23 protein-coding genes are annotated in these 23,370 nt (G+C 71.0%); 10 read left to right on the forward strand and 13 right to left on the reverse strand.

Annotated features, from left to right (window positions below):
• Both MJ607_RS00005 and MJ607_RS00010 read right to left on the reverse strand, forming a co-directional pair.
• The coding region (locus tag MJ607_RS00005; RefSeq protein WP_243073506.1) for a dihydroxy-acid dehydratase at positions 1 to 202 on the reverse strand (202 nt) is incomplete at its 3' end.
• Positions 203 to 349: 147 nt separating this feature from the next.
• On the reverse strand, positions 350 to 1,126 hold the full coding sequence (locus tag MJ607_RS00010; protein ID WP_243073507.1) for an alpha/beta fold hydrolase: 777 nt from the start codon (positions 1,124 to 1,126) through the stop codon (positions 350 to 352).
• 73 nt (positions 1,127 to 1,199) lie between these two features.
• Here MJ607_RS00010 and MJ607_RS00015 point away from each other — a divergent pair, with 73 nt between their 5' ends.
• From MJ607_RS00015 to MJ607_RS00035, 5 genes are all read left to right on the forward strand, one after another.
• Complete coding sequence (locus MJ607_RS00015) at positions 1,200 to 2,357, forward strand: MalY/PatB family protein (RefSeq protein ID WP_243073508.1); 1,158 nt, start codon at positions 1,200 to 1,202, stop codon at positions 2,355 to 2,357.
• 45 nt (positions 2,358 to 2,402) lie between these two features.
• Positions 2,403 to 3,788 (forward strand): pyridine nucleotide-disulfide oxidoreductase, encoded by a 1,386-nt coding sequence (locus MJ607_RS00020; protein WP_243073509.1) that lies wholly within the window; start codon positions 2,403 to 2,405, stop codon positions 3,786 to 3,788.
• Positions 3,789 to 3,962: 174 nt separating this feature from the next.
• Positions 3,963 to 5,324, forward strand: a complete 1,362-nt coding sequence (locus tag MJ607_RS00025; protein ID WP_243073510.1) for a hypothetical protein — start codon at positions 3,963 to 3,965, stop codon at positions 5,322 to 5,324.
• Between the two features lie 168 nt (positions 5,325 to 5,492).
• Positions 5,493 to 7,025, forward strand: coding sequence for an MATE family efflux transporter (locus MJ607_RS00030; RefSeq protein WP_243073511.1), 1,533 nt, complete (start codon positions 5,493 to 5,495; stop codon positions 7,023 to 7,025).
• A gap of 114 nt (positions 7,026 to 7,139) precedes the next feature.
• Positions 7,140 to 7,490, forward strand: a complete 351-nt coding sequence (locus tag MJ607_RS00035) for a LysR family transcriptional regulator (RefSeq protein ID WP_243073512.1) — start codon at positions 7,140 to 7,142, stop codon at positions 7,488 to 7,490.
• Between the two features lie 69 nt (positions 7,491 to 7,559).
• On the opposite strand, the gene MJ607_RS00040 is transcribed toward MJ607_RS00035, so the two are convergent.
• The 3 genes from MJ607_RS00040 to MJ607_RS00050 form a co-directional block, all read right to left on the reverse strand.
• Positions 7,560 to 9,221 carry an ABC-F family ATP-binding cassette domain-containing protein gene (locus MJ607_RS00040; RefSeq protein WP_243073513.1) on the reverse strand — a complete coding sequence of 554 codons (1,662 nt, stop codon included), beginning with the start codon at positions 9,219 to 9,221 and terminating at the stop codon, positions 7,560 to 7,562.
• A gap of 27 nt (positions 9,222 to 9,248) precedes the next feature.
• Complete coding sequence (ychF, locus tag MJ607_RS00045; protein ID WP_243073514.1) at positions 9,249 to 10,322, reverse strand: redox-regulated ATPase YchF; 1,074 nt, start codon at positions 10,320 to 10,322, stop codon at positions 9,249 to 9,251.
• Positions 10,323 to 10,481: 159 nt separating this feature from the next.
• The gene (locus MJ607_RS00050; protein WP_243073515.1) at positions 10,482 to 11,987 is read right to left on the reverse strand and encodes a S8 family serine peptidase; all 1,506 of its coding nucleotides are present in this window, start codon (positions 11,985 to 11,987) and stop codon (positions 10,482 to 10,484) included.
• Between the two features lie 232 nt (positions 11,988 to 12,219).
• On the opposite strand from MJ607_RS00050, the gene MJ607_RS00055 reads away from it, so the two are divergent.
• Entirely contained in the window at positions 12,220 to 12,876 is a 657-nt protein-coding gene (locus MJ607_RS00055) for an SAM-dependent methyltransferase (RefSeq protein ID WP_243073516.1), read from the forward strand.
• 25 nt (positions 12,877 to 12,901) lie between these two features.
• Here the strand turns inward: MJ607_RS00055 and MJ607_RS00060 are convergent, their stop codons facing one another.
• A complete protein-coding gene (locus MJ607_RS00060) occupies positions 12,902 to 13,645 on the reverse strand; it encodes a class I SAM-dependent methyltransferase (RefSeq protein WP_243073517.1) in 744 nt (247 codons plus the stop codon).
• 145 nt (positions 13,646 to 13,790) lie between these two features.
• Between MJ607_RS00060 and MJ607_RS00065 the strand changes: the two genes are divergently transcribed.
• Both MJ607_RS00065 and MJ607_RS00070 read left to right on the forward strand, forming a co-directional pair.
• Positions 13,791 to 14,408 carry an exonuclease domain-containing protein gene (locus tag MJ607_RS00065; RefSeq protein WP_243073518.1) on the forward strand — a complete coding sequence of 206 codons (618 nt, stop codon included), beginning with the start codon at positions 13,791 to 13,793 and terminating at the stop codon, positions 14,406 to 14,408.
• A gap of 68 nt (positions 14,409 to 14,476) precedes the next feature.
• Positions 14,477 to 15,763, forward strand: coding sequence for a DNA recombination protein RmuC (locus MJ607_RS00070; RefSeq protein WP_243073519.1), 1,287 nt, complete (start codon positions 14,477 to 14,479; stop codon positions 15,761 to 15,763).
• A 39-nt stretch (positions 15,764 to 15,802) separates the two neighbouring features.
• Here the strand turns inward: MJ607_RS00070 and MJ607_RS00075 are convergent, their stop codons facing one another.
• Both MJ607_RS00075 and glpX read right to left on the reverse strand, forming a co-directional pair.
• Positions 15,803 to 16,006 (reverse strand): UDP-N-acetylmuramyl pentapeptide phosphotransferase, encoded by a 204-nt coding sequence (locus MJ607_RS00075; protein WP_243073520.1) that lies wholly within the window; start codon positions 16,004 to 16,006, stop codon positions 15,803 to 15,805.
• A gap of 142 nt (positions 16,007 to 16,148) precedes the next feature.
• Entirely contained in the window at positions 16,149 to 17,138 is a 990-nt protein-coding gene (glpX, locus tag MJ607_RS00080; protein WP_243073521.1) for a class II fructose-bisphosphatase, read from the reverse strand.
• Positions 17,139 to 17,323: 185 nt separating this feature from the next.
• On the opposite strand from glpX, the gene fbaA reads away from it, so the two are divergent.
• Positions 17,324 to 18,352 carry a class II fructose-bisphosphate aldolase gene (gene fbaA, locus MJ607_RS00085; protein WP_243073522.1) on the forward strand — a complete coding sequence of 343 codons (1,029 nt, stop codon included), beginning with the start codon at positions 17,324 to 17,326 and terminating at the stop codon, positions 18,350 to 18,352.
• A gap of 53 nt (positions 18,353 to 18,405) precedes the next feature.
• On the opposite strand, the gene MJ607_RS00090 is transcribed toward fbaA, so the two are convergent.
• From MJ607_RS00090 to MJ607_RS00110, 5 genes are all read right to left on the reverse strand, one after another.
• Positions 18,406 to 18,948, reverse strand: coding sequence for an MOSC domain-containing protein (locus MJ607_RS00090; protein WP_243073523.1), 543 nt, complete (start codon positions 18,946 to 18,948; stop codon positions 18,406 to 18,408).
• A gap of 29 nt (positions 18,949 to 18,977) precedes the next feature.
• Entirely contained in the window at positions 18,978 to 19,670 is a 693-nt protein-coding gene (locus MJ607_RS00095) for a zf-HC2 domain-containing protein (RefSeq protein WP_243073524.1), read from the reverse strand.
• Positions 19,667 to 20,170: a sigma-70 family RNA polymerase sigma factor gene (locus MJ607_RS00100; protein ID WP_243073525.1), complete on the reverse strand. Its 504-nt coding sequence runs from the start codon at positions 20,168 to 20,170 to the stop codon at positions 19,667 to 19,669. Before MJ607_RS00100 ends, MJ607_RS00095 begins: the two co-directional genes overlap by 4 nt.
• A gap of 99 nt (positions 20,171 to 20,269) precedes the next feature.
• Positions 20,270 to 20,869, reverse strand: coding sequence for a DUF6264 family protein (locus tag MJ607_RS00105; RefSeq protein WP_243073526.1), 600 nt, complete (start codon positions 20,867 to 20,869; stop codon positions 20,270 to 20,272).
• The gene (locus tag MJ607_RS00110; protein ID WP_243074479.1) at positions 20,866 to 21,900 is read right to left on the reverse strand and encodes a 4-hydroxy-3-methylbut-2-enyl diphosphate reductase; all 1,035 of its coding nucleotides are present in this window, start codon (positions 21,898 to 21,900) and stop codon (positions 20,866 to 20,868) included. The genes MJ607_RS00105 and MJ607_RS00110 overlap by 4 nt, the downstream gene beginning before the upstream one ends.
• 98 nt (positions 21,901 to 21,998) lie before the next feature.
• On the opposite strand from MJ607_RS00110, the gene xseA reads away from it, so the two are divergent.
• The gene (gene xseA, locus MJ607_RS00115) at positions 21,999 to 23,360 is read left to right on the forward strand and encodes an exodeoxyribonuclease VII large subunit (RefSeq protein WP_243073527.1); all 1,362 of its coding nucleotides are present in this window, start codon (positions 21,999 to 22,001) and stop codon (positions 23,358 to 23,360) included.
• Positions 23,361 to 23,370 lie beyond the last annotated feature (10 nt).

Here is a 23,370-nt window from a genome sequence, read left to right on the forward strand (position 1 = left end):
CCTCGTAGATGCCGTTCTTCACCGCCTGCGCCACCTCGTCGAGGTGACTGTTGCACGGCGTCAAGTCCGACGCCGTGTTCGCGATCGCGATCTGCGGACGCCCCTCGAACGCACTCCCCGGCACACCACGCCGCATCCACGCACGGTGGATGTACGCGTTGCGGGCATCGCCCGAGTACCACTGGGAACTGCGCAGGGTCATCGTCGACTCCTTCTTCTCGCACGGGTCGGGCAGCGAGCACTCGCGACCTGCGCCGGCGTGAGCGCCGGGCGAGGGCCACGCTGCGGGGCTGCGCGGGGCGCGGCATCCGTCCCCGTCAACGTACACGGGTGCGTGGAGGCGTTCGCGTCAGCGCAGGCGCGCCGCGACGACACGTGTCGTCGCGGCCGGGTCGGGGCGATGCATGACCGATTCGGGGACGATGACGAGCTCAGCGAGCGGGATCTCGCGGGCGAGACGGTCGGCGGCCTCGATCAGGATCGGGAAGGTCTGCTCGCCGCGCAGCACAATGATCGGCTGCGACACGGCGAGCATCTCGGGCGTCGGCGTCGACACCTCACTCACGAGGTTCGTGTCGTAGACGGTCGACTGCGCGAGCGGCACGACGCTCTCGAAGAGACCGCTCGTGCGGAACGCCTCGATCATGGCGTCGGGCAGGCCGATGCTCTCGCGCTGGAACGTGAGGATCGCCTCGTCGGGGTGCCCGTCGTCGACGAAGCCCTGGAGCCGCTGCGCGAGGTCGGCCGCAGGCTCGTCGACGCCGAAGCGGAAGGGCGGCTCGGAGAGGAAGAGCGCACGCACGGGTACTCCGAGCGAGGCGGCGAAGAGCGCCAGGATCGCGCCCGAAGAGTGCCCGAGTACTGCCGCGTCGCCGCCCACGGCGTCGATGACGGCCGCGAGATCCTCCGCCTCGCGCTCGGGTGCGGAGGCCCGGGCGTCGCCGCTCGACCCGCGTGCGCGTCTGTCCCACGTGACACCGCGGAAGCCCGCCTCGGCGAGTGCTGTGGCGAGCGGTGCGGCATCCGCGGCGGTCGACAGCGCGCCGTTGACGACGACGACCGTCGGTCCCTCTCCCACGATGTCGTAGGCGATGGAGGTTCCGTCTGCAGAGGTGACGTTGTGCATGCCGCCACGATAGTCAGCGGCGACGACACCGCAACGGGGTCCGTGGCCGCCGTCGGTGCTCCATGATCGAGACATGACCCACGCCGATCCGATCGCCACGCTCCGCCGACGCACGAGCGAGAAGTGGACGGCGTATCCCGACGACGTGCTGCCGATGTTCGTCGCCGAGATGGACTTCCCGCTCGCGCCGGCGATCCGCACGGCCCTCGCCGAGGCGATCGAGCTCGGCGACACGGGCTACATCGGCGGGACGGACACGAGGGCCGCGGAAGCGTTCGCGGCGTTCGCGGCGCGCCGGTGGGGGTGGGCGCCCGAACCTGAGCGCATCGGCTACACGACGGACGTGAGCGTCGTCATCGTCGAGTCGCTCCGGCGGCTCATCGCGCCGGGCGACGGCGTCGTCATCACTCCCCCCGTGTACCCGCCCTTCTACGCCGTCATCCCCGAGGCCGGCGGCGTCGTCGTCGAGGTGCCGCTGCTCGATGACGGCGACGCGTACACGCTCGACCTCGACGGCATCGACAAGGCTCTCGAGGCGGGCGCCCGCGCCGTCCTCCTGTGCAATCCGCACAACCCGACCGGCACGGTGCACAGCCCCGCGACGCTCGAAGCGCTGTCGCGGATCGTCGCCGCCCACGGGGCGACTCTCGTGAGCGATGAGATCCACGCTCCCCTGGTGCACTCCGGGCACACGTTCACCCCCTATCTCACGGTGACGGACGAAGCCCGCGACCACGCCATCGTCGCGGCATCCGGAAGCAAGGCTTTCAACCTCGCGGGTCTCAAGACCGCGCTCTTCGTCACGGGCTCCGACCGCATGACGGCGATCCTGCGCTCGTTCCCCGACGAGGTGACCTACCGCACGGGCATCTTCGGACTCATCGCCACGCGGGAGGGCTTCGCTCACGGCGGCGAATGGCTCGACTCGACGGTCGCGACGATCGAGGAAAACTTCCGGACGCTCGAGCGCGAGCTCGCAGCGCATCTGCCGGGAGTGCGCCTGCGCAGGCCGCAGGCGACGTACCTCGCGTGGCTCGACGTGTCAGCGCTCGAGCTCGGCGCCGACCCCGCCGCCTGGATCCTCGAGCGCGCGCGCGTGGCCCTCTTCGACGGCACGGGCTTCGGCCGCGAGGGCGCCGGCTTCGTGCGGATGAACCTCGCGTGCGCGCCCGAGACCATCGCCGAGGCGGTGCGCCGCATCGCCGAGGCCCGGCAGACCCGCACGCTCTGACGGGGCCCCGTTGACCTATCCGTCCGCCCCTGCTCTGATGAGCGCATGGAGGCGATCGTCGACGTCGACTACCTGGTCGTCGGCGCAGGTGCGATGGGGATGGCCTTCGTCGACGCCCTGATCACGGCGGCTCCGGATGTCTCGGTAGCGATCGTCGACCGCCGCCACGGCGCGGGCGGCCACTGGCTCGACGCTTACGGCTTCGTGCGCCTGCACCAGGCCTCGGCTTTCTACGGCGTCGCCTCGACGCTGCTCGGCGGCGGACGCACGCAGACCGAGGGACCCGAGCGCGGACTGCACGAGCGCGCGAGTGCCGCCGAGGTGTGCGAGTACTACGCCCGCGTGCTCGCTCGCCTCATCGCGACGGGCCGGGTCGCCTTCCACGGGCTGAGCGAGTACGAGGGCGACCGCCGGTTCACCTCTTCGCTGAGCGGCCGTCGCTTCCACGCCCCGCGTGCACGCCTCGTCGATGCGCGCTACCTGTCGCCCGACATCCCGTCCCGCACTGCTCCGCCCTTCGCGGTCGATGACGGAGCGCACGTCGTGGCCGTCAACGATCTCGTGCGGCTCGCGCACGCGCCCGCGCACTACGTCATCGTCGGCGCGGGCAAGACGGCGACCGACACGTGCCTGTGGCTGCTCGGGAACGGCGTCGAGCCGGAGGCGATCACGTGGGTGCGTCCGCGCGATCCGTGGCTGCTCAACCGTGCCGTCGTGCAGCCCGATCCGGCGATCTTCCTCGGGATGGCGGCCGACACGATGAGGGCGGCGGCGGGCGCGACGAGCGCGGACGACGTGTTCTTCCGGATGGAGGATGCCGGCATCATGCTCCGCATCGACCGGACGGTCACCCCGACGATGGCGAAGACCCCGACTCTCGCGCAGTGGGAGCTCGACCTCGTCCGCACGATCGATGACGTCATCCGTCGCGGGCATCTGCGTCGCGTCGCTCCGCGGAGCCTCGTCTTCGCCGACGATTCCACAGTGCGGGTCCCCAGCGACACGCTCGTCGTGCACTGCGCCGCCGAGGGGCTCAAGTACCCGGGCCTGCGACCCATCTGGGCGCCCGAAGCGATAACGCCGCAGCCCGTGCGTGTGGGCTTCCCCTGCTTCGGGGCGGCGCTCACGGGCTGGGTCGAGGGCACGCGCGATGCCGACGTCGAGAAGAACCGCGTCTGCCGGCCGTCGCCGTACTCGAACACGCCCACGGACTGGGCCGCGATGCAGACGATCGGCGGCGACGCGTCGCTCGCGATGTCGGGAGAGTCCGACCTGCGTGCGTGGTCGAACACGACGACCCTCAACCCCGTCCGCATCCCGCCCGAGCGCGCCGAGGATCCTGCCGTCCTCGGCGCGACGGCGCGGCTCAAGGAGCACATCGGCGCCGGCCGTGCGCGGCTCGCCGAGCTGGCGGGTCTCGCGCACCCGTGAGCGGGGTCCATGCCCGTCAAGGCACGCCGTTGACGCGCGCCGCGCGCAGGAGGAAACTGCGCCTGGGGTTGCTCGTGCGAGCAGCGCTGAAACTTGGGAAGGCCGCGCAGTCAGTGTCGCTGATGCTCGGACATCGGCCGAACGGCTCACATCGCAGAAGGTGATGGATCCATAATGCGCGCTTCGATTCGGCCTACCTCTTCTCGCACGCGACTGCTTGCGGCCGGCACGACAGTCCTGGCGGTGCTCGCTCTCGCGGGCCTCGCGAGCTCGCCGGCCGTCGCTGCCGGGCCTCAGACAACGACCGAGGAGTACGCCTACGAGTCCTGGTTCTGCGGATATCCGATGCAGGTCCACGGTCAGTTCACGAGCAGGTTCCGCGAGCGGCAGGATCCGCACGGCGGCGACCGGACGCTCGTGCACGAGAACTTCCAGTTCGCCGAGACGTGGACGAATGCGGCGGGCCGCTCGTTCACCGTGTCGGCGAAGGCGAGCAGCAAGGATCTGAAGAGCGTCTCGCTCGGCGGATCTGCCTATGAGGTCATCTTCCAGCAGTCCGGGCAGCCTCAGGTCGTCACCGCCGACGGCGTCGTCCTGGCCCGCGACCGCGGCAATCTGCGATTCCACTTCATCACCGACATCCAGACCGGCGCGTTCGAGTTCCTCGGCGCGACCCTGAACGGACCGCACCCCGGCTTCGAGACCGACCTGTGCAAGATCGTCGCGCCGATCACCGGGAACACCTCGGCCGAGCACCAGACCGCACGGCCTCTCGGCACGACGGGCGCCGGCATGGGCTACTACGAGTACCTTCCGCCGTCTTACGGCGAGGCTGCCTCGGGCAGCCCGCTCCTCGTCGTGACGAATGGCTACGGCGAGAACGGGGACGGCTCGGCGGCGGGGCTCGACCTCCTCCTCTTCACCGGAATCCCGCGCTTCATCGATGTCGGAGGCTGGCCGCTCGACCGCCCGTTCGTCGTGCTCTCGACGCAGCACATCGAGCAGCCGCCCGGACTGCCCGGCGACTGCAGCGATGTGCCGTGGCCCGGCTCCTGCGTGATGCAGATCCAGCACGACGCCGGGAGCCCGCCGGAGTCCCCGTGCACGACGCCCGGCGAACTCGACGCCTTCCTCGACTACGCCGTCACCGCCTATGACGTCGATCCCGACCGCGTGTACGTCACAGGGCTGTCGTGCGGCGCGTTCGGCGTGTGGGAGTACCTCTCGCAGCACGGCGACGAACGCGTCGCGGCGGCGGTCCCGATCGCCGGCGAAGGCCGCCCCGCGTGGGCGACGAGCGGCTGCGCGCTGAGCGCCGTGCCCATCTGGGCGATCCACGGCGAACTCGACGACGTCGTGAACCCGGCGGGCAGCATCGACCCGATCACGGCGCTGAGCGGATGCCCCGGGGTCTCGTCCGACCGGGCGAAGCTCTCGATCTACCCCGGCCTCATGCACGACGGCTGGGACCAGGCCTACAGCGGCAGCGCGGGCGACGACATCTACAGCTGGATGCTCGACTACACGCGCAATTGAGACGCGGGTCGCCGCGGCATCCGGTCTCAGATCTCCCCCGTCCGGTGTCGCGGCGACCCGCCGCGCCTGGGAATTCGCCCTCGAGTCGGCCGAATCGATTCGATACACTGGACCGCCGGGATCCCCGCGCCCTCCCCTCGACCGACTTCTCCCTTCGAGAGCTCCCCCATGACCACCCCCCTCACGACGGGCCGCCCCTGGCGTGTCATCGTCCTGTTCTCCGTGCCCCTGCTCATCGGCAACGTCGTCCAGCAGCTGTACCACTTCGTCGACGCGGTGGTCGTCGGACGCCGGCTCGGCGTCGACGCGCTCGCCGCCGTCGGCGCGACGGGCAGCATGCTCTTCCTGCTGCTGGGGTTCGCGTGGGGTCTGACCTCGGGCTTCGCGATCCCGACGGCGCAGGCCTTCGGCGCAGGGGACTTCCGCGCCGTCCGCCGGTCGGTCGCGGCGGGCACGCTGCTCACGGCCGCGTGCACCGTGCTGCTGACGGTGTGCGCGCCGCTGCTGAGCAAGCCCCTGCTCGAGCTGCTGCAGACACCTCCCGAGCTCATGGACGACGCCGTCGTCTTCGCGCAGGTGAGCTTCCTGGGCGCGGGTGCCCTGATGTTCTTCAACTACCTCTCGGCGATCATCCGCGCGATCGGCGATTCACGCACGCCGCTCGTGTTCCTCGCTCTCGCGTGCGTGCTCAATGTCGCGCTCGTGATCGTGATGGTCGGCCCGCTCGGCTGGGGCGTCGGCGGTGCGGCACTCGCGACGGTCGTCTCGCAGGCCCTGTCGGTGCTGCTGTGCCTCGAGTTCGTCAGGCGACGGATGCCGGTCCTCCACGTGCAGCGCGACGACTGGCGCGTCGGCCGCGGCGAGCTCTCCGCCCACCTGCGCCTCGGCCTGCCGATGGGCTTCCAGGCCTCCATCATCGCGATCGGCACGCTCGTCGTGCAGGTGGCCCTCAACGAGCTCGGCGCCGAGGCGGTCGCGGCCTACACCGCGGCATCCCGCGTCGACGGCCTCGCGGTCGCCCTCCTGCAGTCGCTCGGCCTCGCCGTCTCGATGTACGTCGCGCAGAACCACGGCGGCGGACGCCCCGACCGCATCATGCGCGGAGTGAGCCAGGCGACGTGGATCGCCGTCGGCTCGGCCGTCGTGCTGGGCATCCTGCTCATCGCCTTCGGTGCGTCGCTCGTGCGGCTCTTCATCGGGGACGGCTCGGGCGAGGTCGTCGACCTCGCGGCCCAGATGCTCGTGATCAACGGCGCGAGCTACTGGATCCTCGGGATCCTCTTCGTCCTCCGCGGGGCGCTGCAGGGTCTCGGACACACGCTCATCCCCACCGTGACGGGCGTGATCGAGCTGGTCATGCGCGTCGGCGCCGCGATCGTGCTCGGCAGCATCTTCGGCTTCATCGGCGTCGCCGCGAGCAATCCGCTCGCATGGCTCGGCGCCGTCGTCGTGCTCGTGCCCGCCTACCTGCACGCCCACCGCCAGCTGGCGAAGACCCCCATCACGCCGATGGTCATGACCCCGACGACCCCGATCCCCGTCATGGGCCCGACGGACGGCTCGATGGTCGTGGACGCGATCGTGACGCAGCCGATCATGCTCCCCGGCGGGGTGCTGACGGGCCCCGTCTCCGTCGCGCCGCGCGGACGTCGGCGAGTCGGGCGCGCCGGAGTGCGGGCGCGGCGGCGGACGCGGGACTGAGCCTCACGCAGACCGGGCGGGCGACGCGGCGCCTCGGCGTCTGTCGGCTCGCCCACGATGCGAGCACCTATCCTGAGAACCGTCCGCGGTTCGTGCGGTCGAGGAAGGGCCACCGTGAACATCACCCATCTGCAGCGGTTCGTCGCCGTGGTCGACCACGACGAGCACTTCCCGCGTGCGGCAGATGCTCTCGGCATCCCCCTCGCATCCCTCTACACCTCGATCGAGAAGCTCGAGGAGGAGGTCGGCCACCCGCTGTTCACGCGCGATGGCGCGGGGTGGCGGCTCACCCCTGCGGGAAAGCTGCTCCTCGAGGAGGCGAAGCTGCAGATCGCCGCCGCACCCGCCCCCGCAGCCAAGCCCGTCGTCAAGGCGGGCGGCAAGGCGAAGGCCTCGAAGGGGAAAGGACGGGCGCCCATCGTGAAGGGGCAGCCCAAGCCGTACAAGAAGCGTCAGGGACGCTAGCGGCGCGATCGCGCGCGGCTCGTCGCCTGATGGGACGCCCGCTGCGCGCCCGGCCGCGGCATCCGTCGCCTACTGCTCGGTGACGCGTCCCGCCTCGACCCGCCACTGCCGGTCGGTTTCGACGGTCTCGAGCATGCGCCGGTCGTGCGTCACGAGCAGCAGCGTGCCGTCGTAGGACTCGAGCGCCTGCTCGAGCTGCTCGATCGCGGGCAGGTCGAGATGGTTCGTCGGCTCGTCCAGTACGAGCACGTTGACGCCGCGCGCCTGCAGCAGCGCGAGCTCGGCACGCGTGCGCTCACCCGGCGAGAGCTCGTCGACGGGGCGACCGACGTGATCGGCCTTGAGCCCGAACTTGGCGAGCAGCGTGCGCACGTCGCCGGTCGTCATCTCGGGCACGAGGGCCTCGAACGCGGCGGCGAGCGGCTCCGAGCCGGTAAGCATCGAGCGCTTCTGGTCGATCTCGCCGACCTGCACGTTCGCGCCGAGGCTCGCCGTGCCGTCGTCGGGCTCCTGCCGGCCGAGCAGCGCGCGCAGCAGAGTCGACTTGCCGGCGCCGTTCGGACCCGTGATGCCGATCCGCTCCCCCGCGTTGACCTGCAGCGACACGGGGCCCAGGGCGAACGAGCCCTGCCGGAAGACCGCCGAGCTCAGCGTCGAGACGACAGTGCTCGACCGCGGCGCCGCACCGATCGTGAACTCGAGCTGCCACTCCTTGCGGGGCTCGTCGACCTCTTCGAGGCGGGCGATCCGGCTCTCCATCTGGCGCACCTTCTGCGCCTGCTTCTCGCTCGACTCGGTCGACGCCTTGCGGCGGATCTTGTCGTTGTCGGGCGACTTCTTCATCGCGTTCCGCACGCCCTGGCTCGACCATTCGCGCTGCGTCCGCGCCCGTGCGACGAGGTCGGCCTTCTTCTCGGCGAACTCGTCGTACTTCTCGCGCGCGTGCCGGCGCAGCGTCGCGCGCTCCTCGAGATACGAGTCGTATCCGCCGCCGAACACGCGGTTCGAGCCCTGCGCCAGATCCAGTTCGAGGACCCGGGTGACACAGCGCGCGAGGAACTCGCGGTCATGACTGACCAGGACGACACCCCCACGGATGCCGCGCACGAACGCCTCGAGCCGCTCGAGTCCGTCAAGGTCGAGGTCGTTGGTCGGCTCGTCCAGCAGCACGATGTCGAAGCGCGAGAGGAGGAGCGCGGCGAGGCCGACGCGGGCGGCCTGCCCGCCGGAGAGCGAGGTCATGAGCGCCTGCTCGGGCGCTCCGCCGAGGTCGAGGCCGAGCTCGGCCAGCACGACGGGGAGCCGATCGTCGAGATCGGCCGCGCCGCTCGCGAGCCAGTGGTCGAGCGCCGCCGAGTAGACGTCGGCCGGGTCTTCAGCGTCGGCGGAGGGGGTCGGGTCGCCGAGGGCCGCCGCCGCGGCATCCATGTCTCTCGTCGCCTGTGCGCAGCCCGTGCGACGCGCGATGTACTCGGCGACCGTCTCGCCGGCGAGACGCTCCTGCTCCTGCGGGAGCCAGCCGACGAAGGCGTCAGCCGGAGCGAGCGAGACGGAGCCGGCCTGAGGTTCGTCGATCCCCGCGAGCAGCCGCAGGAGCGTCGATTTGCCCGCGCCGTTCGCCCCGACGACGCCGATGACGTCGCCCGGCGCGACTGTCACGTCGAGCGAGTCGAAGAGCGTGCGATGGCCGTAGCCGCCTGCGAGATCCTGGGCGACGAGGGTTGCGGTCATCCGTCAATCCTCGCATCGCCGAGCGGGTCAGACGTTGAAGCGGAACTCCACGACGTCGCCGTCCTGCATGACATAGTCCTTGCCTTCGAGGCGCGCCTTGCCCTTCGAGCGCGCCTCGACGACCGATCCGGTCTCGATCAGGTCGTCGAACGAGATGACCTCGGCCTTGATGAAGCCCTTCTCGAAGTCGGTGTGGATGACACCGGCCGCCTGAGGCGCCTTCCAGCCCTTGCCGATCGTCCAGGCGCGCGCTTCCTTGGGACCCGCCGTGAGGTATGTCTGCAGGCCCAGCGTGTCGAAGCCGATGCGGGCGAGCTGGTCGAGTCCCGACTCCTCCTGACCCGTCGACGCGAGCAGCTCGGCGGCGTCGGCGGGGTCGAGGTCGATGAGCTCGGACTCGATCTTCGCGTCGAGGAACACGGCCTGGGCGGGCGCGACGAGCGCCTCGAGCGCAGCCTTGCGCGCGGCATCCGTCAGCACCGCCTCGTCCACGTTGAAGACGAAGATGAAGGGCTTCGCGGTGAGCAGGCCCAGCTCTTTGATGGGAGCGAGATCGATGCCCGACGCCGACAGCAGCACACCGCGCTCGAGGGCGTCCTTGGCTTCGACGGCCGCCGCGAGCACGGAGGGGTCGAGCTTGCGGCCCTTGACCTCCTTCTCGTACCGCACGATCGCCTTCTCGAGCGTCTCGAGGTCGGCGAGCTGCAGCTCGGCGTTGATCGTCTCCATGTCGTTCTGCGGGTTGACCGCGCCCTCGACGTGCACGACGTCGTCGTCGGCGAAGCCGCGCACGACCTGCGCGATGGCGTCGGCCTCGCGGATGTTCGCGAGGAACTTGTTGCCGAGCCCCTCGCCCTCCGACGCACCGCGGACGATGCCCGCGATGTCGACGAACGACACGGCGGCGGGCAGGATCCGCTCGCTGTGGAACACCTCGGCGAGCTTCTCGAGGCGCGGGTCGGGGAGGTTGACGACCCCGATGTTGGGCTCGATGGTCGCGAACGGGTAGTTCGCGGCGAGCACCTGGTTCTTGGTCAGGGCGTTGAAGAGGGTGGACTTGCCGACATTCGGCAGCCCGACGATTCCGATGGTGAGAGCCACGGGCATCCAGTCTACGTGGGGCGGGATGCCGCTCCCGCGCCTGCGCGTGCCGCGAGCGGTCGACCGGCGTCTGCGGTGCGCGCGAGGCCCGGCACTGCCGGGGCAGACCGGTCGGCCCCGAGGCGAGCGCCCCGGGGCCGACCGGTCACGCGAGCCGCGTCATCCGCCGACGGCGGTGAGCGCGTTCACCTGCCCGCGTCCGTTGAATCCGTTCGATCCCATGCCGCCCTGGCACACCTGCGGGGCGCCGTTGCTCACCGACGGGAAGTTCGCGTACACAGACATGTCGGTCGGGCACGCGATCGGGTCGGCCTGCTGCTGCAGCATCGCCGCGATCTTCTGCGGGCTCGTGACACCCGTGCTCACGATGAGCGCCGCGACGCCCGCCGCGTGCGGCGAGGCCATCGACGTGCCCTGCGCCCAGCAGTAGCCGGGCTCGCCGGCCAGCGGCACGGCGCAGGTCTCGTCGGTCAGCGCAGCCGGCCAGGTCGACAGGACACGGCCGTTCCCCGTCGCCGCGGGAATCTGGAATCGGCGGTCGCCGCCGGGCGCCACGACGTCGACCGCTCCCACTCCGTAGCTGGAGTAGTACGACTTGAATCCGAGGCTGCCGTTCGCGCTGACGCCGATGACTCCCGGCACCTCGACCGGCACGACGGCGCATGCGTTGGAGATCTCTCGGGTCACCGGGGTGGAGTCATCCGGGCTCGTGACGTCCTGCGTGGGGTGGGCGAGGTCGTCGGACTCGTTGCCCTCGGCCGCCACCACAAGCACGCCCTGCTTCTGCGCCCACGAGATCGCCCGGCGCTCGGCCTCCCAGATGGCCCGCTGCTCGGGATCGTTCTTGCAGTTGTAGAGCCACGGGTCGGCGAAGTAGCTGTTGTTCGTCACCTGGATGCCGTGCGCGCCCGCCCACATGAACGAGCAGACGACGGCCTCGGGGAAGAAGAACCCGTCAGCGTTGCCCGCCTTGATGCCGGCGACCTTGACGCCGGGCGCGACGCCGACGATGCCCGAGCCGGTGTCGGCTGCGGCGATCGTTCCGGCGGTGTGCGTGCCGTGGCCGTTGTCGTCCATCCATGCGGCGGGATCCTGGTTCGGCACGCCGTCGACGCACGAGACGCTGCGGTCCCAGTCGACGTTCGGCGCGAGGTTCGGGTGCGACCAGTCGAGACCCGTGTCGATGTCGCCTACGACGACCGACGGGCTGCCGGGGTTGATGGCGTGCGCGTCCGGGGCCTTGATCTGATCCATGTCCCACTGCAGGCCCGTGAGGTCGGCGCCGAGCGCCGCGACCGCCGGATCGGCGGCTGCGGCAGCCTCGTCGTCATGGAGCTGGACGCCGAGGCGTGCCGTCGCTGCCGCGCCCGAGACGCCTTTGTCTCGGGTGCGGAGCGCCGCGGCGAAGTCGGTGCGATCGGACGTCACGACGGCGACGCCGATCTCGGGGAAGGTGTTGACGACCTTGCCGCCGAGCGCCGTCACGGCGCCGAGCGACGCCGGCGTGACGCTGTTTCCCTTGTAGAGGACGAGGTAGGTCTGCGCGCTGCCGGCGACGGCGGCGGGTGCTGCGGTCGTGGCCGCCACGGCGGGGGTTCCCGCCAGGCACAGTCCCGCGACGGCCAGCGCGCCGAGCGGCAGCGCGAGCCTCTTGAGGATTCGCATGGGTGATGCTCCGATCTTCAGCCGGAGAGGCATCGCGCGATCGCGCAGCACCGCTCCGTGCTCCTGCCACGGCGTCGTCGTCGTGGCGCGACCGACACGGGGATCGCCTGCGTCGGGTACGCAGTGCTGACGCTAGACCCGCGGCGCCTCGGCGACAAGAGACCGGATGCCGCGTCCCCCGTCCATCGCTGCGGCCGTTGCCGCCTCCCGCAGCCGAGGCGATACTGATCCCGTGGACGAGTGCTGTGCGCCGCACGAACCGGAAGGATTCGATCGCGAGTTCGATGCCCGGCTCGCCCGCCGTCTCGCGCGGCAGTACCGACGCGACGGCCTCACCGCGAGCGCCCGGCTGATCCTCGAGTTCGCCGAGACGGTCGGCCTCGAGGGCGCCTCCCTCCTCGAGATCGGCGGCGGCATCGGCGACATCCAGCTCGAGGCTCTCCGGCAGGGTGCCGTGCGCTCCACCAACGTCGAGCTGTCCTCCGCGTACGAGCCCGAGGCGCTGCGCCTCCTCGACGAATCGGGCCTGCGCGCCCGAGTCACGAGAGTCCTCGGCGTGGACCTCGCGCGCACGCCCGACGCCGTCGAGCCGGCTGACATCGTCGTCCTGCACCGCGTCGTGTGCTGCTATCCCGACTTCGATCGCCTGCTGAGCGCGGCCGCCGGTCGAGGCAGACGCGCGGTCGTGTTCAGCCACCCGCCCGACGGTCCGCTGACGAGACTCTCGGCGCGCGCGCTCAACGCCGTCTACTCGCTGACCGGCAACCCCTATCGCTCGTTCGCCCACTCCTCGGACGCGATGGTCGCCGTGCTCCGCCGCCACGGCTTGGAGCCGCGCTACCGCCGGCGCAGCGGACCCTGGCATGTCGTGGGAGCCGTCCGCGCTTAGCCGCGGATCGCAGGGCGACAGGACGTCAGGGGCGGATGCCGCGGAACGCCTCCGTGCGGTAGGGCAGCTCGAGCACTCCCCCGCCGCCGATCTCGTCGTAGAGCTCGGCGACCTCGCGCAGGATCCGCTCGCGTCGGTGCTCCTCCGCCGTGATGACGTAGCTGCGCGACGCCATCATGTCGAGGAACGCCGCCTTCGTGAGCGTCCGCGTCCACCCCCAGCTGCGCCGCTCGAAGGCCGCGAAGGGCGGATGCGGCGCAGGGCCGCCCTCGGCGATGAGGGCTTCGGCCGCCGACCCGTGCATGATCTCGGTCAGCCGCCGCACCCACTCCACCGTCTCGTCGCGCACGTTCCAGATGAGGCCGAGCACGCCACCGGCTCGCAGCACGCGCGCGGCCTCCTCCGAGCCGACTGCCGCGTCGACCCAGTGCCACGCCTGACCCAGGACGACCGCATCGACGCTCGCGTCGGGGAGCGGCATCCGCTCTGCCGTTCCGATGAAGGTCGGGATGCCGTGAACCTGCGTGCGCAGCTCTGCGAGCATCGCGGGGTCGGGATCGATCGCGACGGCCTCCGCGCCGGCCTCGACCAGGACGCGGGTCAGCTTGCCCGTACCCGCGCCGACGTCGGCGACCCGAAGCGGATGGTCTTCGCGCCGGACGGGCTGCAGCATCCATTCGACCGCCTCGAGCGGGTAGTCGGGCCGTCCCGACTCGTAGGCGCCGGCGGCGGAGCCGAACGACGTGGACATCTCCTCGCGACTGGCCATGCTCCGAGCCTACGGCGGGGCTCTCGGCGCGGCACCCGGCGCGATGCGTGCGGGAGGTGTCGTGGGTGCTGCGGGCCGGCGCCGGACGTGCGCGACCCCGGCGCGCCTCTGCGCTGCGCGCGGGACCCCGGGTCAGGGTGGGAGCGTGCCACTGGACTTCACCGCGATCGACTTCGAGACGGCGAACTCCAGCAGTGCCTCCGCCTGCGCCGTCGGGCTCGCCCGCGTGCGCGACGGGCGCGTCGTCGCGGCGACGGGATGGCTCATCCAGCCCCCGCCCGGGCACGACCGGTTCTTCGACGTCAACACGCGCATCCACGGCATCCGCGAAGAGGACGTCGCCGACGCGAAGACCTGGACCGCGCAGCTCGACGAGCTCACCGCATTCATCGGGGACGACGTCCTCGTCGCGCACAACGCCGGCTTCGACGTGAGCGTCCTGCGGCGCGCCTGCGAGGCCACCGACGACGTGTGCCCGCCGTACCGCTACCTGTGCAGCCTGCAGGTCGCACGGCGCGTGTACGACCTCGACTCGTACCGACTGCCGTCGGTCGCCGCGGTCGCGGGATTCATGGACTTCGCCCATCACGACGCCGCCGCGGACGCCCTCGCGTGCGCCCACATCATCATCGACGCGGCGCAGCGCGTCGGCGCGTACGACATGGCATCGCTCGCGAAGGCCGCGGGGGCGCGCATCGCGCAGATCCCCGGGATCGAGCAGCCCGCGCTCCTCGATCTCGAGGGCGTCGGCGCCTTCGCCTGAGCCGGCCTCTCGGAGGCTCGCCGCGAGGGAGACCGACGGATGTCGGAACCTCGCGCGATGCTCGGGACATGGATGCACTGCTCGTCTCGATCCTGGTGATCGTCGCCCTCGCCGCCGGTGTGCTCGCAGGGTGGTTCGCGGGTCTCGCTCGCGGCACGACCCGGACCACCGAGGAGCGCGTCGACCTGCGCTCCCGGCTCGCCGCGTCCGAAGCCGCCCGCGCGGGCGTGCAGGCGCAGCTCGACCATCAGCAGGTGCTCTACCGTGAGCTCGCTGCCCAGACTCGCCACGATCAGGCAGCCCGCGAAGAGCGCGAACGCCGTGAGCAGGCGGTCCTGCGCGCCCTCGCGCCCGTGAGCGAGTCGCTGCAGGCCATGCAGCTGAAGGTCGACACTCTCGAGCGCGATCGTCAGGAGCAATTCGGCTCGCTCGCCGAGCAGCTGCGCCACTCGCGCGAGGCCGACGAGGCGCTGCGCACGACGACCGAGTCGCTCGCGAGCGCGCTGCGGTCCGGCAGCACGCGCGGCGTGTGGGGCGAGACGCAGCTCCGACGGGTCGTCGAGGCGGCGGGCCTCACGCGGTACGTCGATTTCGAGACGCAGACCTCGATCCGGACGGATGCCGGTGCCGGCCGCCCCGACATGGTCATCCGGCTCCCCGGCGACAAGGCGCTCGCCGTCGACGCGAAGGTGCCCCTCGACGCCTATCTCGAGGCGAGCAGCATCCCTTTCACTGCACAGGGCGCCGAGGGTGCGCGACGCAAGGCGCTCCTCGAGAAGCACGTGAAGGCCGTCCGCGCGCACATCGACGCGCTCGCGAAGAAGACGTACTGGGCGGGCCTCGCCTCGAGTCCCGAGTTCGTCGTGTGCTTCGTGCCGAGCGAGTCGCTGCTCGCGGCCGCTCTCGAAGAGGATCCGTCGCTGCTGGACTACGCGTTCGGCAAGCGCGTCGCGCTCGCCTCCCCCGTCAACCTGTGGGCGGTGCTCAAGACCGTCGCCTACACATGGACGCAGCAGGACGTCACTCAAGAGGCCCGCGTCCTGTTCGAGCTCGGCAATCAGCTCTACGAGCGGCTCGGATCGCTCGCGGGCCACGCCGATGACCTGCGGCGTGCGATCGAGCGCACCGTCGACAGCTACAACAAGTTCGCGGGCTCGCTCGAGTCCCGCGTGCTCGTCACGGCGCGGCGGTTCCCCGGCATCGATGAGACGAAGCTCGACGCCCTCGCGGCGCCGCCCGCGATCGAACGGGCACCGCGTCGCCTCACGGCGCCCGAGATGCTCGAGTTCGTCGACGCGGATGGCGCGACGACGGCGGATCTGGGCGAGCTGCGCGGGCGCATCGCGACGGAATGATCCCTCGCGACCGCGTGACGCGGCCGAACCCGCGAGCGCTCAGGCGCCGCCGGGGACGAGGCTCATGAGGGCGATGACGCCCGCCGAGACGAGGACGAACGCCCCGATCATCCACCACGCAGACACCTGGTGACCCTCGTCGCGTCGGACGCGGAAGAAGACGTCCGGCCGGCGCGCGGGATCGGTCGCATTCTTGATCACGGCCTGTGCCCCGGTCTGCGGACCCGTGCTCTGCGCGGCCATCGGCATCCCTCTCGCGACATCACCGGCGCCGCGATCGACGCCGTGACCATTGTGCCAGACGGGCCGCGCGAGGTCCGGGAGGTCGCCAGCGCGTCAGCGGTCCGCGGCGTCCCGGGATCGAGAGCAGACGCCGCTCAGCGCGTCAGAGCCACTTCGACGTGAGGTGCTCCGACGAGATGCGTCGCAGCGTGCCGGAGGCGCCGCGCAGGACGACGCTCTCGGTGTAGACGAAGTCGCCCACGCGGCGCACCCCGGCGACGAGCTCGCCGTTGGTGACCCCCGTCGCGACGAAGAGGGTGTTCTTGCCCGTCACGAGCCCGTCGGCGTCGTACACGTGGCCGTCGAGCTTGAGGCCCGCGTCGATGCCCTTCTGCTTCTCGTCGTCGTCGCGGGGCCAGAGACGGCCCTGGATGTGTCCACCGAGCGCCTTGATGGCGCACGCCGTCACGATGCCCTCGGGGCTGCCGCCGACGCCGACGCACATGTCGGTGCGCGCGTTGTGGCGCGCCGCGTTGATGCCGCCGGCGACGTCGCCGTCCGACATGAGGCGGGTCCCCGCCCCGGCGTCGCGGATGTCCTGGATGAGCTGCGCGTGGCGCGGGCGGTTGAGCACCGAGACGACGAGCTCGTCGACCGGCTTGCCGAGCGCCTTCGCGAGGCGGCGGATGTTCTCGCCGATCGGCAGTTCGATGTCGACGACGCCGACACCGGCGGGGCCCGTCACGAGCTTGTCCATGTAGAACACCGAAGACGCGTCGAGCATCGTGCCGCGGTCCGACACCGCGATCACCGAGAGCGCGTTGTTGCGGCCCTCGGCCGTCAGGGTCGTGCCGTCGATGGGGTCCACGGCGATATCGCACTGGGGTCCACGCCCGTTGCCGACGGCCTCGCCGTTGAAGAGCATGGGCGCGTCATCCTTCTCGCCCTCGCCGATGACGATGACGCCGTCGAAGTTGACCGTCGTGAGGAAGGCGCGCATCGCGTCGACCGCCGCGCCGTCGGCGAGCTCCTTCTGGCCGCGGCCGATGAACGGCACCGCGCGGATCGCCGCCGCCTCGGTCGCTCGCACCAGCTCGAGAGCGAGGTTGCGGTCGGGGTGCAAAGGGCTCATGTCCTCAGTCAGGCTCACCATGGCGTCAGCCTAGCCGCGAGGCGTCGCCGGATCGGGAGTTTTCAGCCGCCACGACGTGAAGGATTCACGATTCTTTCACCCAGTGAAGGAGTGGCCCCGGCGGCGGTTATGGCCGGGATGCGGCATCCCGTCGCGCGACTCCCCTTCGCTAAAGTGAAGGGGAATCCACCGAGCAAGGAGCAGACATGCCCGTCGCCACCCCAGAGCAGTACGCCGAGATGCTGGACCGCGCGAAGGCAGGCGGATTCGCCTACCCCGCGATCAACGCCGCGAGCTCGCAGTCCGTCAACGCCGTGCTGCAGGGTCTCACCGAAGCAGGGTCCGACGGCATCCTGCAGGTCACGACGGGCGGCGCCGACTATTTCGCCGGCCACACCGTCAAGGCTCGCTCGACGGGCGCGCTCGCCTTCGCGGCGTACGTCCACGAGGTCGCCAAGAGCTACCCGATCACGGTCGCCCTGCACACCGACCACTGCCCGAAGCCCGCCCTCGCGGACTTCGTGCTGCCGCTCATCGCGGCGTCCGAGGCGGTCGTCGCCGACGGCGGTCAGCCGATCTTCCAGTCGCACATGTGGGACGGCTCGGCCGTGCCGCTCGATGAGAACGTCGAGGTCGCGCAGCAGCTTCTCCCCCGCCTCAAGGCGATCAACGCGATCCTCGAGGTCGAGATCGGCGTCGTCGGCGGCGAAGAGGACGGCGTGCAGCACGAGGGCTCGAACGACGCTCTCTACACGACGACCGCCGACGTCTCGAAGTTCGTCGAGGCGCTCGGCCTCGGCGAGCAGGGCCGCTACATCGCGGCCCTCACGTTCGGCAACGTGCACGGCGTGTACAAGCCCGGCAACGTCAAGCTCCGTCCCGAGCTGCTCGGCGAGATCCAGGCGGGCATCGCCGAGAAGTTCGGCACGGGCGCCAAGCCCCTCGACCTCGTCTTCCACGGCGGCAGCGGCTCGACCGACGAGGAGATCGCCCTCGCGGTCGCGAACGGCGTCGTCAAGATGAACATCGACACCGACACGCAGTACGCCTTCACCCGCTCCGTCGCGGGCTTCATGTTCTCGAACTACGACGGCGTCCTGAAGGTCGACGGCGAGGTCGGCAACAAGAAGGCCTACGACCCGCGCGCCTGGGGCAAGGTCGCCGAGTCGGCGATGGCCGCCCGCGTCGTCGAGGCGACGAAGCAGCTCGGCTCGCACGGCAAGTCGCAGAGCTGACGTAAGCCAGTCCGACCGGATGCCTCGGCCCTCGGGCCGGGGCATCCGTCGTCTCACGGCTCCCGGTAGCCGTCGAGCAGTCCGGGCGCCCCGTCGGGCACCGAGATCACGACGATCTCGTCCCCCGCCTGCACGTTGCCCGTCTTCACGACGCGCAGGTACGGGCCGAGGCGGCGCTCGTCCGAGAACCGCTTCACCCAGCCGCGCTGATGTCCGCCCATGCGGCGCGCGAACGTCTGGCACGGCGTGCGCGGCATCGTGACCTCGACCTCGACGCGCGGTCCGATGCGCCACCGCTCGCCGATCCGGGCGGCGTTGACGTCGATGCCCTCGGTGCGCAGGTTCTCACCGAAGAACCCCGGCGGGATGTCGCGGCCGAGCTCCTGCGCCCAGAAGTCGGCATCCTCCTGCGCGTAGGCGTAGAGCGCCTTGTCGAGACCGCCGTGATGCTTGCGATCGACCTGCACGTCGCCGTGGGCGCCGAGGGCCCGCACCCGCACGGGCGCCGAGGAGGGGCGCTTGTCGATCGCGGTCACGCCGTTCCCGGCATCCGGTCGCAGCGCGTGCACGACGCAGACGGCGAGAAGTCGGGGCACACCGTCATCCTAGATGCGCTCGTCCGAGGTCACTTCTCGAGGTCGTAGCTCATGAGCACGGCGCCGCTCATGGCGCGGATCTCGACGCTGCGGATCTCACCCACGTCGAGCGCGGTCCCCGCCGAGAGGCGCGCCCTCGAGCCGGACTCGGCACGCCACGTCGACACCGTGGACGCCACGCCCTCGGAGTCCACGACCGCCAGCGCGTAGGTCCAGCTCGTGCCGGGAGAGGCATCCGGAATCTCGGGATACGCGCAGTCCAGTTCGATCCGCGTGCCCCAGTCCACCGACGTGAGCCGCACGCTCGCCTCGAGCGGGATGTCGACGACGCGCTCGAGGGCGAACGTCTCGCCCGCTCGCGGCGACAGGATCGTGAAGGGCACCGCGATCGCCGCCACGACGACGAAGACGGCCGCCAGGGCGATCGCGACGATCCGCGTGCGCCGACGCCGCCGGGCTCGCTGCCGGGCGAGGGTGAGGATCTCAGCGGGACGCTCGTCGGCGCCGGGAAGCGGGCCCACCTGACCCGCGTCGATCCGTTCGGCATCCTCGACGGACAGCCGCGAGAGCAGTCCCGCTGTCGGCGCGAGCTCCGCGACGGCGCGGCGGCACTCGGGGCACTCGGCGACGTGCTCCTCGAACTCTCGGCGGTCGGCCGGCGACAGCGCGCCGAGCGCGTAGGCGGCATCCCATTCGGCGAATCGCGGGTGATCGGGATTCATCGCGTCACCCCTCTCTCCTGAAGCGCGAGCCGCAGGGCGCGCAGACCGTAGTGGAGCCGCGACTTCACGGTGCCCTCCGGAATACCGAGCTCGGTCGATGTCTGAGCGATGCTGAGCCCGCGGTAGTACGCCTTGACGATCACGGTGCGGTGCTCGGGGGTGAGCGAGGCGAGCGCCTCGGCGATGAGGATCGCATCGAACAGGGCGTCGGTGTCGTCACCCGTCGCGCGCTCGGGCAGTTCGTCGACGGTGCGCTCGTGCTTGCGGCGCGCGCTGCGGGCCTCGTCGATGACGATGCGGCGGGCGACCGTGAACATCCAGGCGCGCGTCGTGGACGGTCCCTGCTCGAGGATCCGGGGCGAGCGCCACGCGCGCAGGAGCGTCTCCTGCACGACGTCGTCGGCGCCCGCGCGATCGCCCGTCAGGCGCACGACGTAGCGCCAGATGGGTGCCGCATGCGCGTCGTAGAGCGCGACGAGCTGCTCCTCCTCCGTGGGCACCGCTCACCTCCTCGCAGGAAGCACGGATCCGGAGGCCGCAAGGTTCACCGCGGCGCGTTCATCGGCGCTTCCGCTGGATCGAGTATGGACCCGCGAGGCTCACGAGAAGGTGCGGGTGTACTCCATGAAGGCGGCGTCGCCCAGCAGCGGGATCGCGATGCAGATGTACACGACGATGTACGTGACGATCGCACCCACGACGGGGATCCACCACGAGAGCCGACGCGCACGCATGCTGCGCCACGCGAGGAACGCCGTGAGGGCGAAGCCCGCGAGCAGCACGACCGCCGCGATCGGGCCCCACAGGCGCGCCGACTCGAGGTTGGTGAACTCGCCCGGGACGCCGAGGATCTGCATCGCCTGATTCGCGAGCGCCGCGAAGTCGAAGTACGAGATGGCGGTGAAGATCGAGTTGAACGCGCCGATCGCGAGGAGCGCGAGCGTGACCCCGCGGTCGACGCCCCGCGTCGAGGGCAGTGGGGGCGGGGGTGACGTGTCGACGGGCCACGCGCCGGGAACCGTCGGCGCGTCCGCGGTCTCGGGCGCCTGCCCCGTCTGGAGCGCCCACGTCGCGTCGGGCTGCCGGATGCGGGACGCTTGCTCCTCGGGCGTCGCGTATTCGCCGTATTGCGGTCTGGGCCGCGACGAATCGGCGTCGTGAGGACGAGGCAGCGGCTGCTGCTCGGGTGAGTCGCTCACACCCTGCCCCGTCCACCCAGTGCACGCTCGTCACGCCGCCCCTCGGCATCCTGTCGCAGCTCCTTGGGGAGCGAGAACAAGAGGTCCTCTTCGGCCGTGCGCACCTGCTCGACATCGCCGTATCCGGCGCCGGCGAGCTCCGCGAGCACCTCCTGCACGAGCACTTCGGGCACCGAGGCGCCGCTGGTGACACCGACCGTCTCAACGCCGTCGAGCCACTCCTGGCGCATCTCGTCGGCGTAGTCCACGCGGTAGGCCGCCTTCGCGCCGTGCTCTAGGGCGACCTCGACGAGTCGCACGCTGTTGGACGAGTTGGCCGAGCCCACGACGATGACGAGGTCGGCATCCTTCGCGACCTTCTTGATCGCGACCTGGCGGTTCTGCGTCGCGTAGCAGATGTCGTCCGACGGCGGATCCTGCAGCTCGGGGAAGCGCAGTCGCAGGCGGCGCACCGTCTCCATCGTCTCGTCGACCGACAGGGTCGTCTGCGAGAGCCATACGACCTTCGACGGATCGCGCACGAGGACCGTGTCGGCGTGGTCGGGCGAGTTCACGATGGTGACGTGATCGGGCGCCTCGCCCGCCGTGCCCTCGACCTCTTCATGACCCTCGTGGCCGATCAGCAGGATCTCGAAGTCGTCGCGGGCGAAGCGCACCGCTTCGCGGTGCACCTTCGTGACGAGCGGGCAGGTCGCGTCGATGGCCTGCAGTCCGCGATCGGATGCCTCGCTCACGACCGCGGGAGAGACGCCGTGCGCGCTGAAGACGACGTGCGCGCCGGGCGGCACCTCGTCGACCTCCTCGACGAAGATCGCGCCCTTCTGCTCGAGCTCGGTCACGACGTGGATGTTGTGGACGATCTGCTTGCGCACGTAGACGGGCGCGCCGAAGCGCTCGAGAGCCTTCTCGACGGCGATGACTGCACGATCGACGCCCGCGCAGTAGCCGCGCGGGGCAGCGAGGAGCACCCGCTTGTGTCCGGGGACGGGGATATCCTTGAGTCGCTCACGCCGCCGCGGGACGCGGGGCATGGGCATGCGGATCGCGGGGACTGCAGACGCCGGGCTCACTCCTCGATTCTACGGGCGGCACGTGCGCGGTCCGGCGGTCCGCCCGACGGAAGGACTCCATGACGACGTTCCAGCCCGAGGCGGTGCCCGGGCAGCCGCCGCCCGCCGACTCCGTCCACCCCCGCGAATCGACGCAGCAGGCGCCGACCTCGGTGTCGCGTCTCAACGCCACGATCCGCGGGTTCATCGAGAAGTGGGGCGCCGTCTGGGTCGAGGGCGAGATCACGTCGTGGAACGTGCGTGGCGGCAACGTCTTCGGCAAGCTCAAGGACCTCGACTCCGACGCCCTGATCTCGTTCCGACTGTGGTCGAGCACGCTGCAGCGCACGCCGGGCGACCTCAAGGTCGGCGACCACGTCGTCGTGTGCGTCAAGGCCGACTATTTCGTCCGCAACGGCGAGTTCAGCTTCACGGTGTCGTCCGTGCGCCACGTGGGCCTCGGCGATCAGCTCGAGCGCCTCGAGCGTCTGCGCGCGCAGCTGCGCACCGAGGGACTGTTCGACCCGGCGCGCAAGAAGCGCCTGCCCTTCCTGCCGCAGGTCATCGGCCTCATCACGGGTGAGCGATCGGATGCCGAGAAGGACGTGCACCGCAACGCCGAGCTGCGCTGGCCGCAGGTGCGCTTCCGCACGCGGCACGTCGCGGTGCAGGGCGACCGCTGCGTGCCCGAGACGATCGCGGCACTGGCCGCCCTCGACGCCGACCCCGACGTGGACGTCATCGTCATCGCCCGCGGCGGCGGCGATCCGCAGACCCTGCTCGGGTTCAGCGATGAGCGCCTCGTCCGCGCCGTGGCCGCGGCATCCACTCCCGTCGTGAGCGCGATCGGCCACGAGAACGACCATCCGATCCTCGACGACGTCGCGGATCTGCGCGCCTCGACGCCCACCGACGCCGCCAAGCGCGTCGTGCCCGACGTGGCCGAGCAGCGCGCGCTCGTCGCGCAGCTGCGCGGCCGGCTCGCGACGCGCCTGTCTCACCGGCTGCAGCACGACATCGCCCAGCTCGAGCAGCTGCGCTCGCGTCCCGTGCTGCGCTCGCCCGAGACGCTGCTCGAGTCGCGGGCGCACCAGCTTTGGCTGCTTGTCGCCCGCGGACGCGACATCGTCGAGCGCGACCTCGAGTCGCAGGGCCGCCGCACGTCCGAGCTGCGGGCGTCGCTGCGCGCGCTCTCACCCGCCTCGACGCTCGCCCGCGGCTACGCGATCGCGCACCTGTCCGACGGCGTCATCGTCCGCGATGCGGCGCAGGCCGCGCCGGGCGCCCCCGTCGTCGTGACGGTCGCACGCGGGTCGTTCGCGGCGCGATCCGAGGGCGAGATCCCCGAAGGCGCGCAGGACGAGCAGGTGAGCGGGACGGATGCCGCACCGGCGCCCGCGGCGCACACGCGCCCGGACGGCTCGCAGGTGCCGCCGATCTAGGATGGAAGGC

It is taken from the genome of Microbacterium sp. SS28, from assembly GCF_022761035.1.
Classification (GTDB): Bacteria; Actinomycetota; Actinomycetes; order Actinomycetales; family Microbacteriaceae; genus Microbacterium.

Bases quoted from the DNA above. Each gene is read 5' to 3' on its own strand.
- MJ607_RS00010 (WP_243073507.1), bottom strand. From the start codon at position 1,126: ATGCACAACGTCACCTCTGCAGACGGAACCTCCATCGCCTACGACATC.
- MJ607_RS00015 (WP_243073508.1), top strand. From the start codon at position 1,200: ATGACCCACGCCGATCCGATCGCCACGCTCCGCCGACGCACGAGCGAG.
- MJ607_RS00020 (WP_243073509.1), top strand. From the start codon at position 2,403: ATGGAGGCGATCGTCGACGTCGACTACCTGGTCGTCGGCGCAGGTGCG.
- MJ607_RS00025 (WP_243073510.1), top strand. From the start codon at position 3,963: ATGCGCGCTTCGATTCGGCCTACCTCTTCTCGCACGCGACTGCTTGCG.
- MJ607_RS00030 (WP_243073511.1), top strand. From the start codon at position 5,493: ATGACCACCCCCCTCACGACGGGCCGCCCCTGGCGTGTCATCGTCCTG.
- MJ607_RS00040 (WP_243073513.1), bottom strand. From the start codon at position 9,221: ATGACCGCAACCCTCGTCGCCCAGGATCTCGCAGGCGGCTACGGCCAT.
- MJ607_RS00050 (WP_243073515.1), bottom strand. From the start codon at position 11,987: ATGCGAATCCTCAAGAGGCTCGCGCTGCCGCTCGGCGCGCTGGCCGTC.
- MJ607_RS00060 (WP_243073517.1), bottom strand. From the start codon at position 13,645: ATGGCCAGTCGCGAGGAGATGTCCACGTCGTTCGGCTCCGCCGCCGGC.
- MJ607_RS00070 (WP_243073519.1), top strand. From the start codon at position 14,477: ATGGATGCACTGCTCGTCTCGATCCTGGTGATCGTCGCCCTCGCCGCC.
- MJ607_RS00075 (WP_243073520.1), bottom strand. From the start codon at position 16,006: ATGGCCGCGCAGAGCACGGGTCCGCAGACCGGGGCACAGGCCGTGATC.
- glpX (WP_243073521.1), bottom strand. From the start codon at position 17,138: ATGGTGAGCCTGACTGAGGACATGAGCCCTTTGCACCCCGACCGCAAC.
- fbaA (WP_243073522.1), top strand. From the start codon at position 17,324: ATGCCCGTCGCCACCCCAGAGCAGTACGCCGAGATGCTGGACCGCGCG.
- MJ607_RS00095 (WP_243073524.1), bottom strand. From the start codon at position 19,670: ATGAATCCCGATCACCCGCGATTCGCCGAATGGGATGCCGCCTACGCG.
- MJ607_RS00110 (WP_243074479.1), bottom strand. From the start codon at position 21,900: ATGCCCCGCGTCCCGCGGCGGCGTGAGCGACTCAAGGATATCCCCGTC.
- xseA (WP_243073527.1), top strand. From the start codon at position 21,999: ATGACGACGTTCCAGCCCGAGGCGGTGCCCGGGCAGCCGCCGCCCGCC.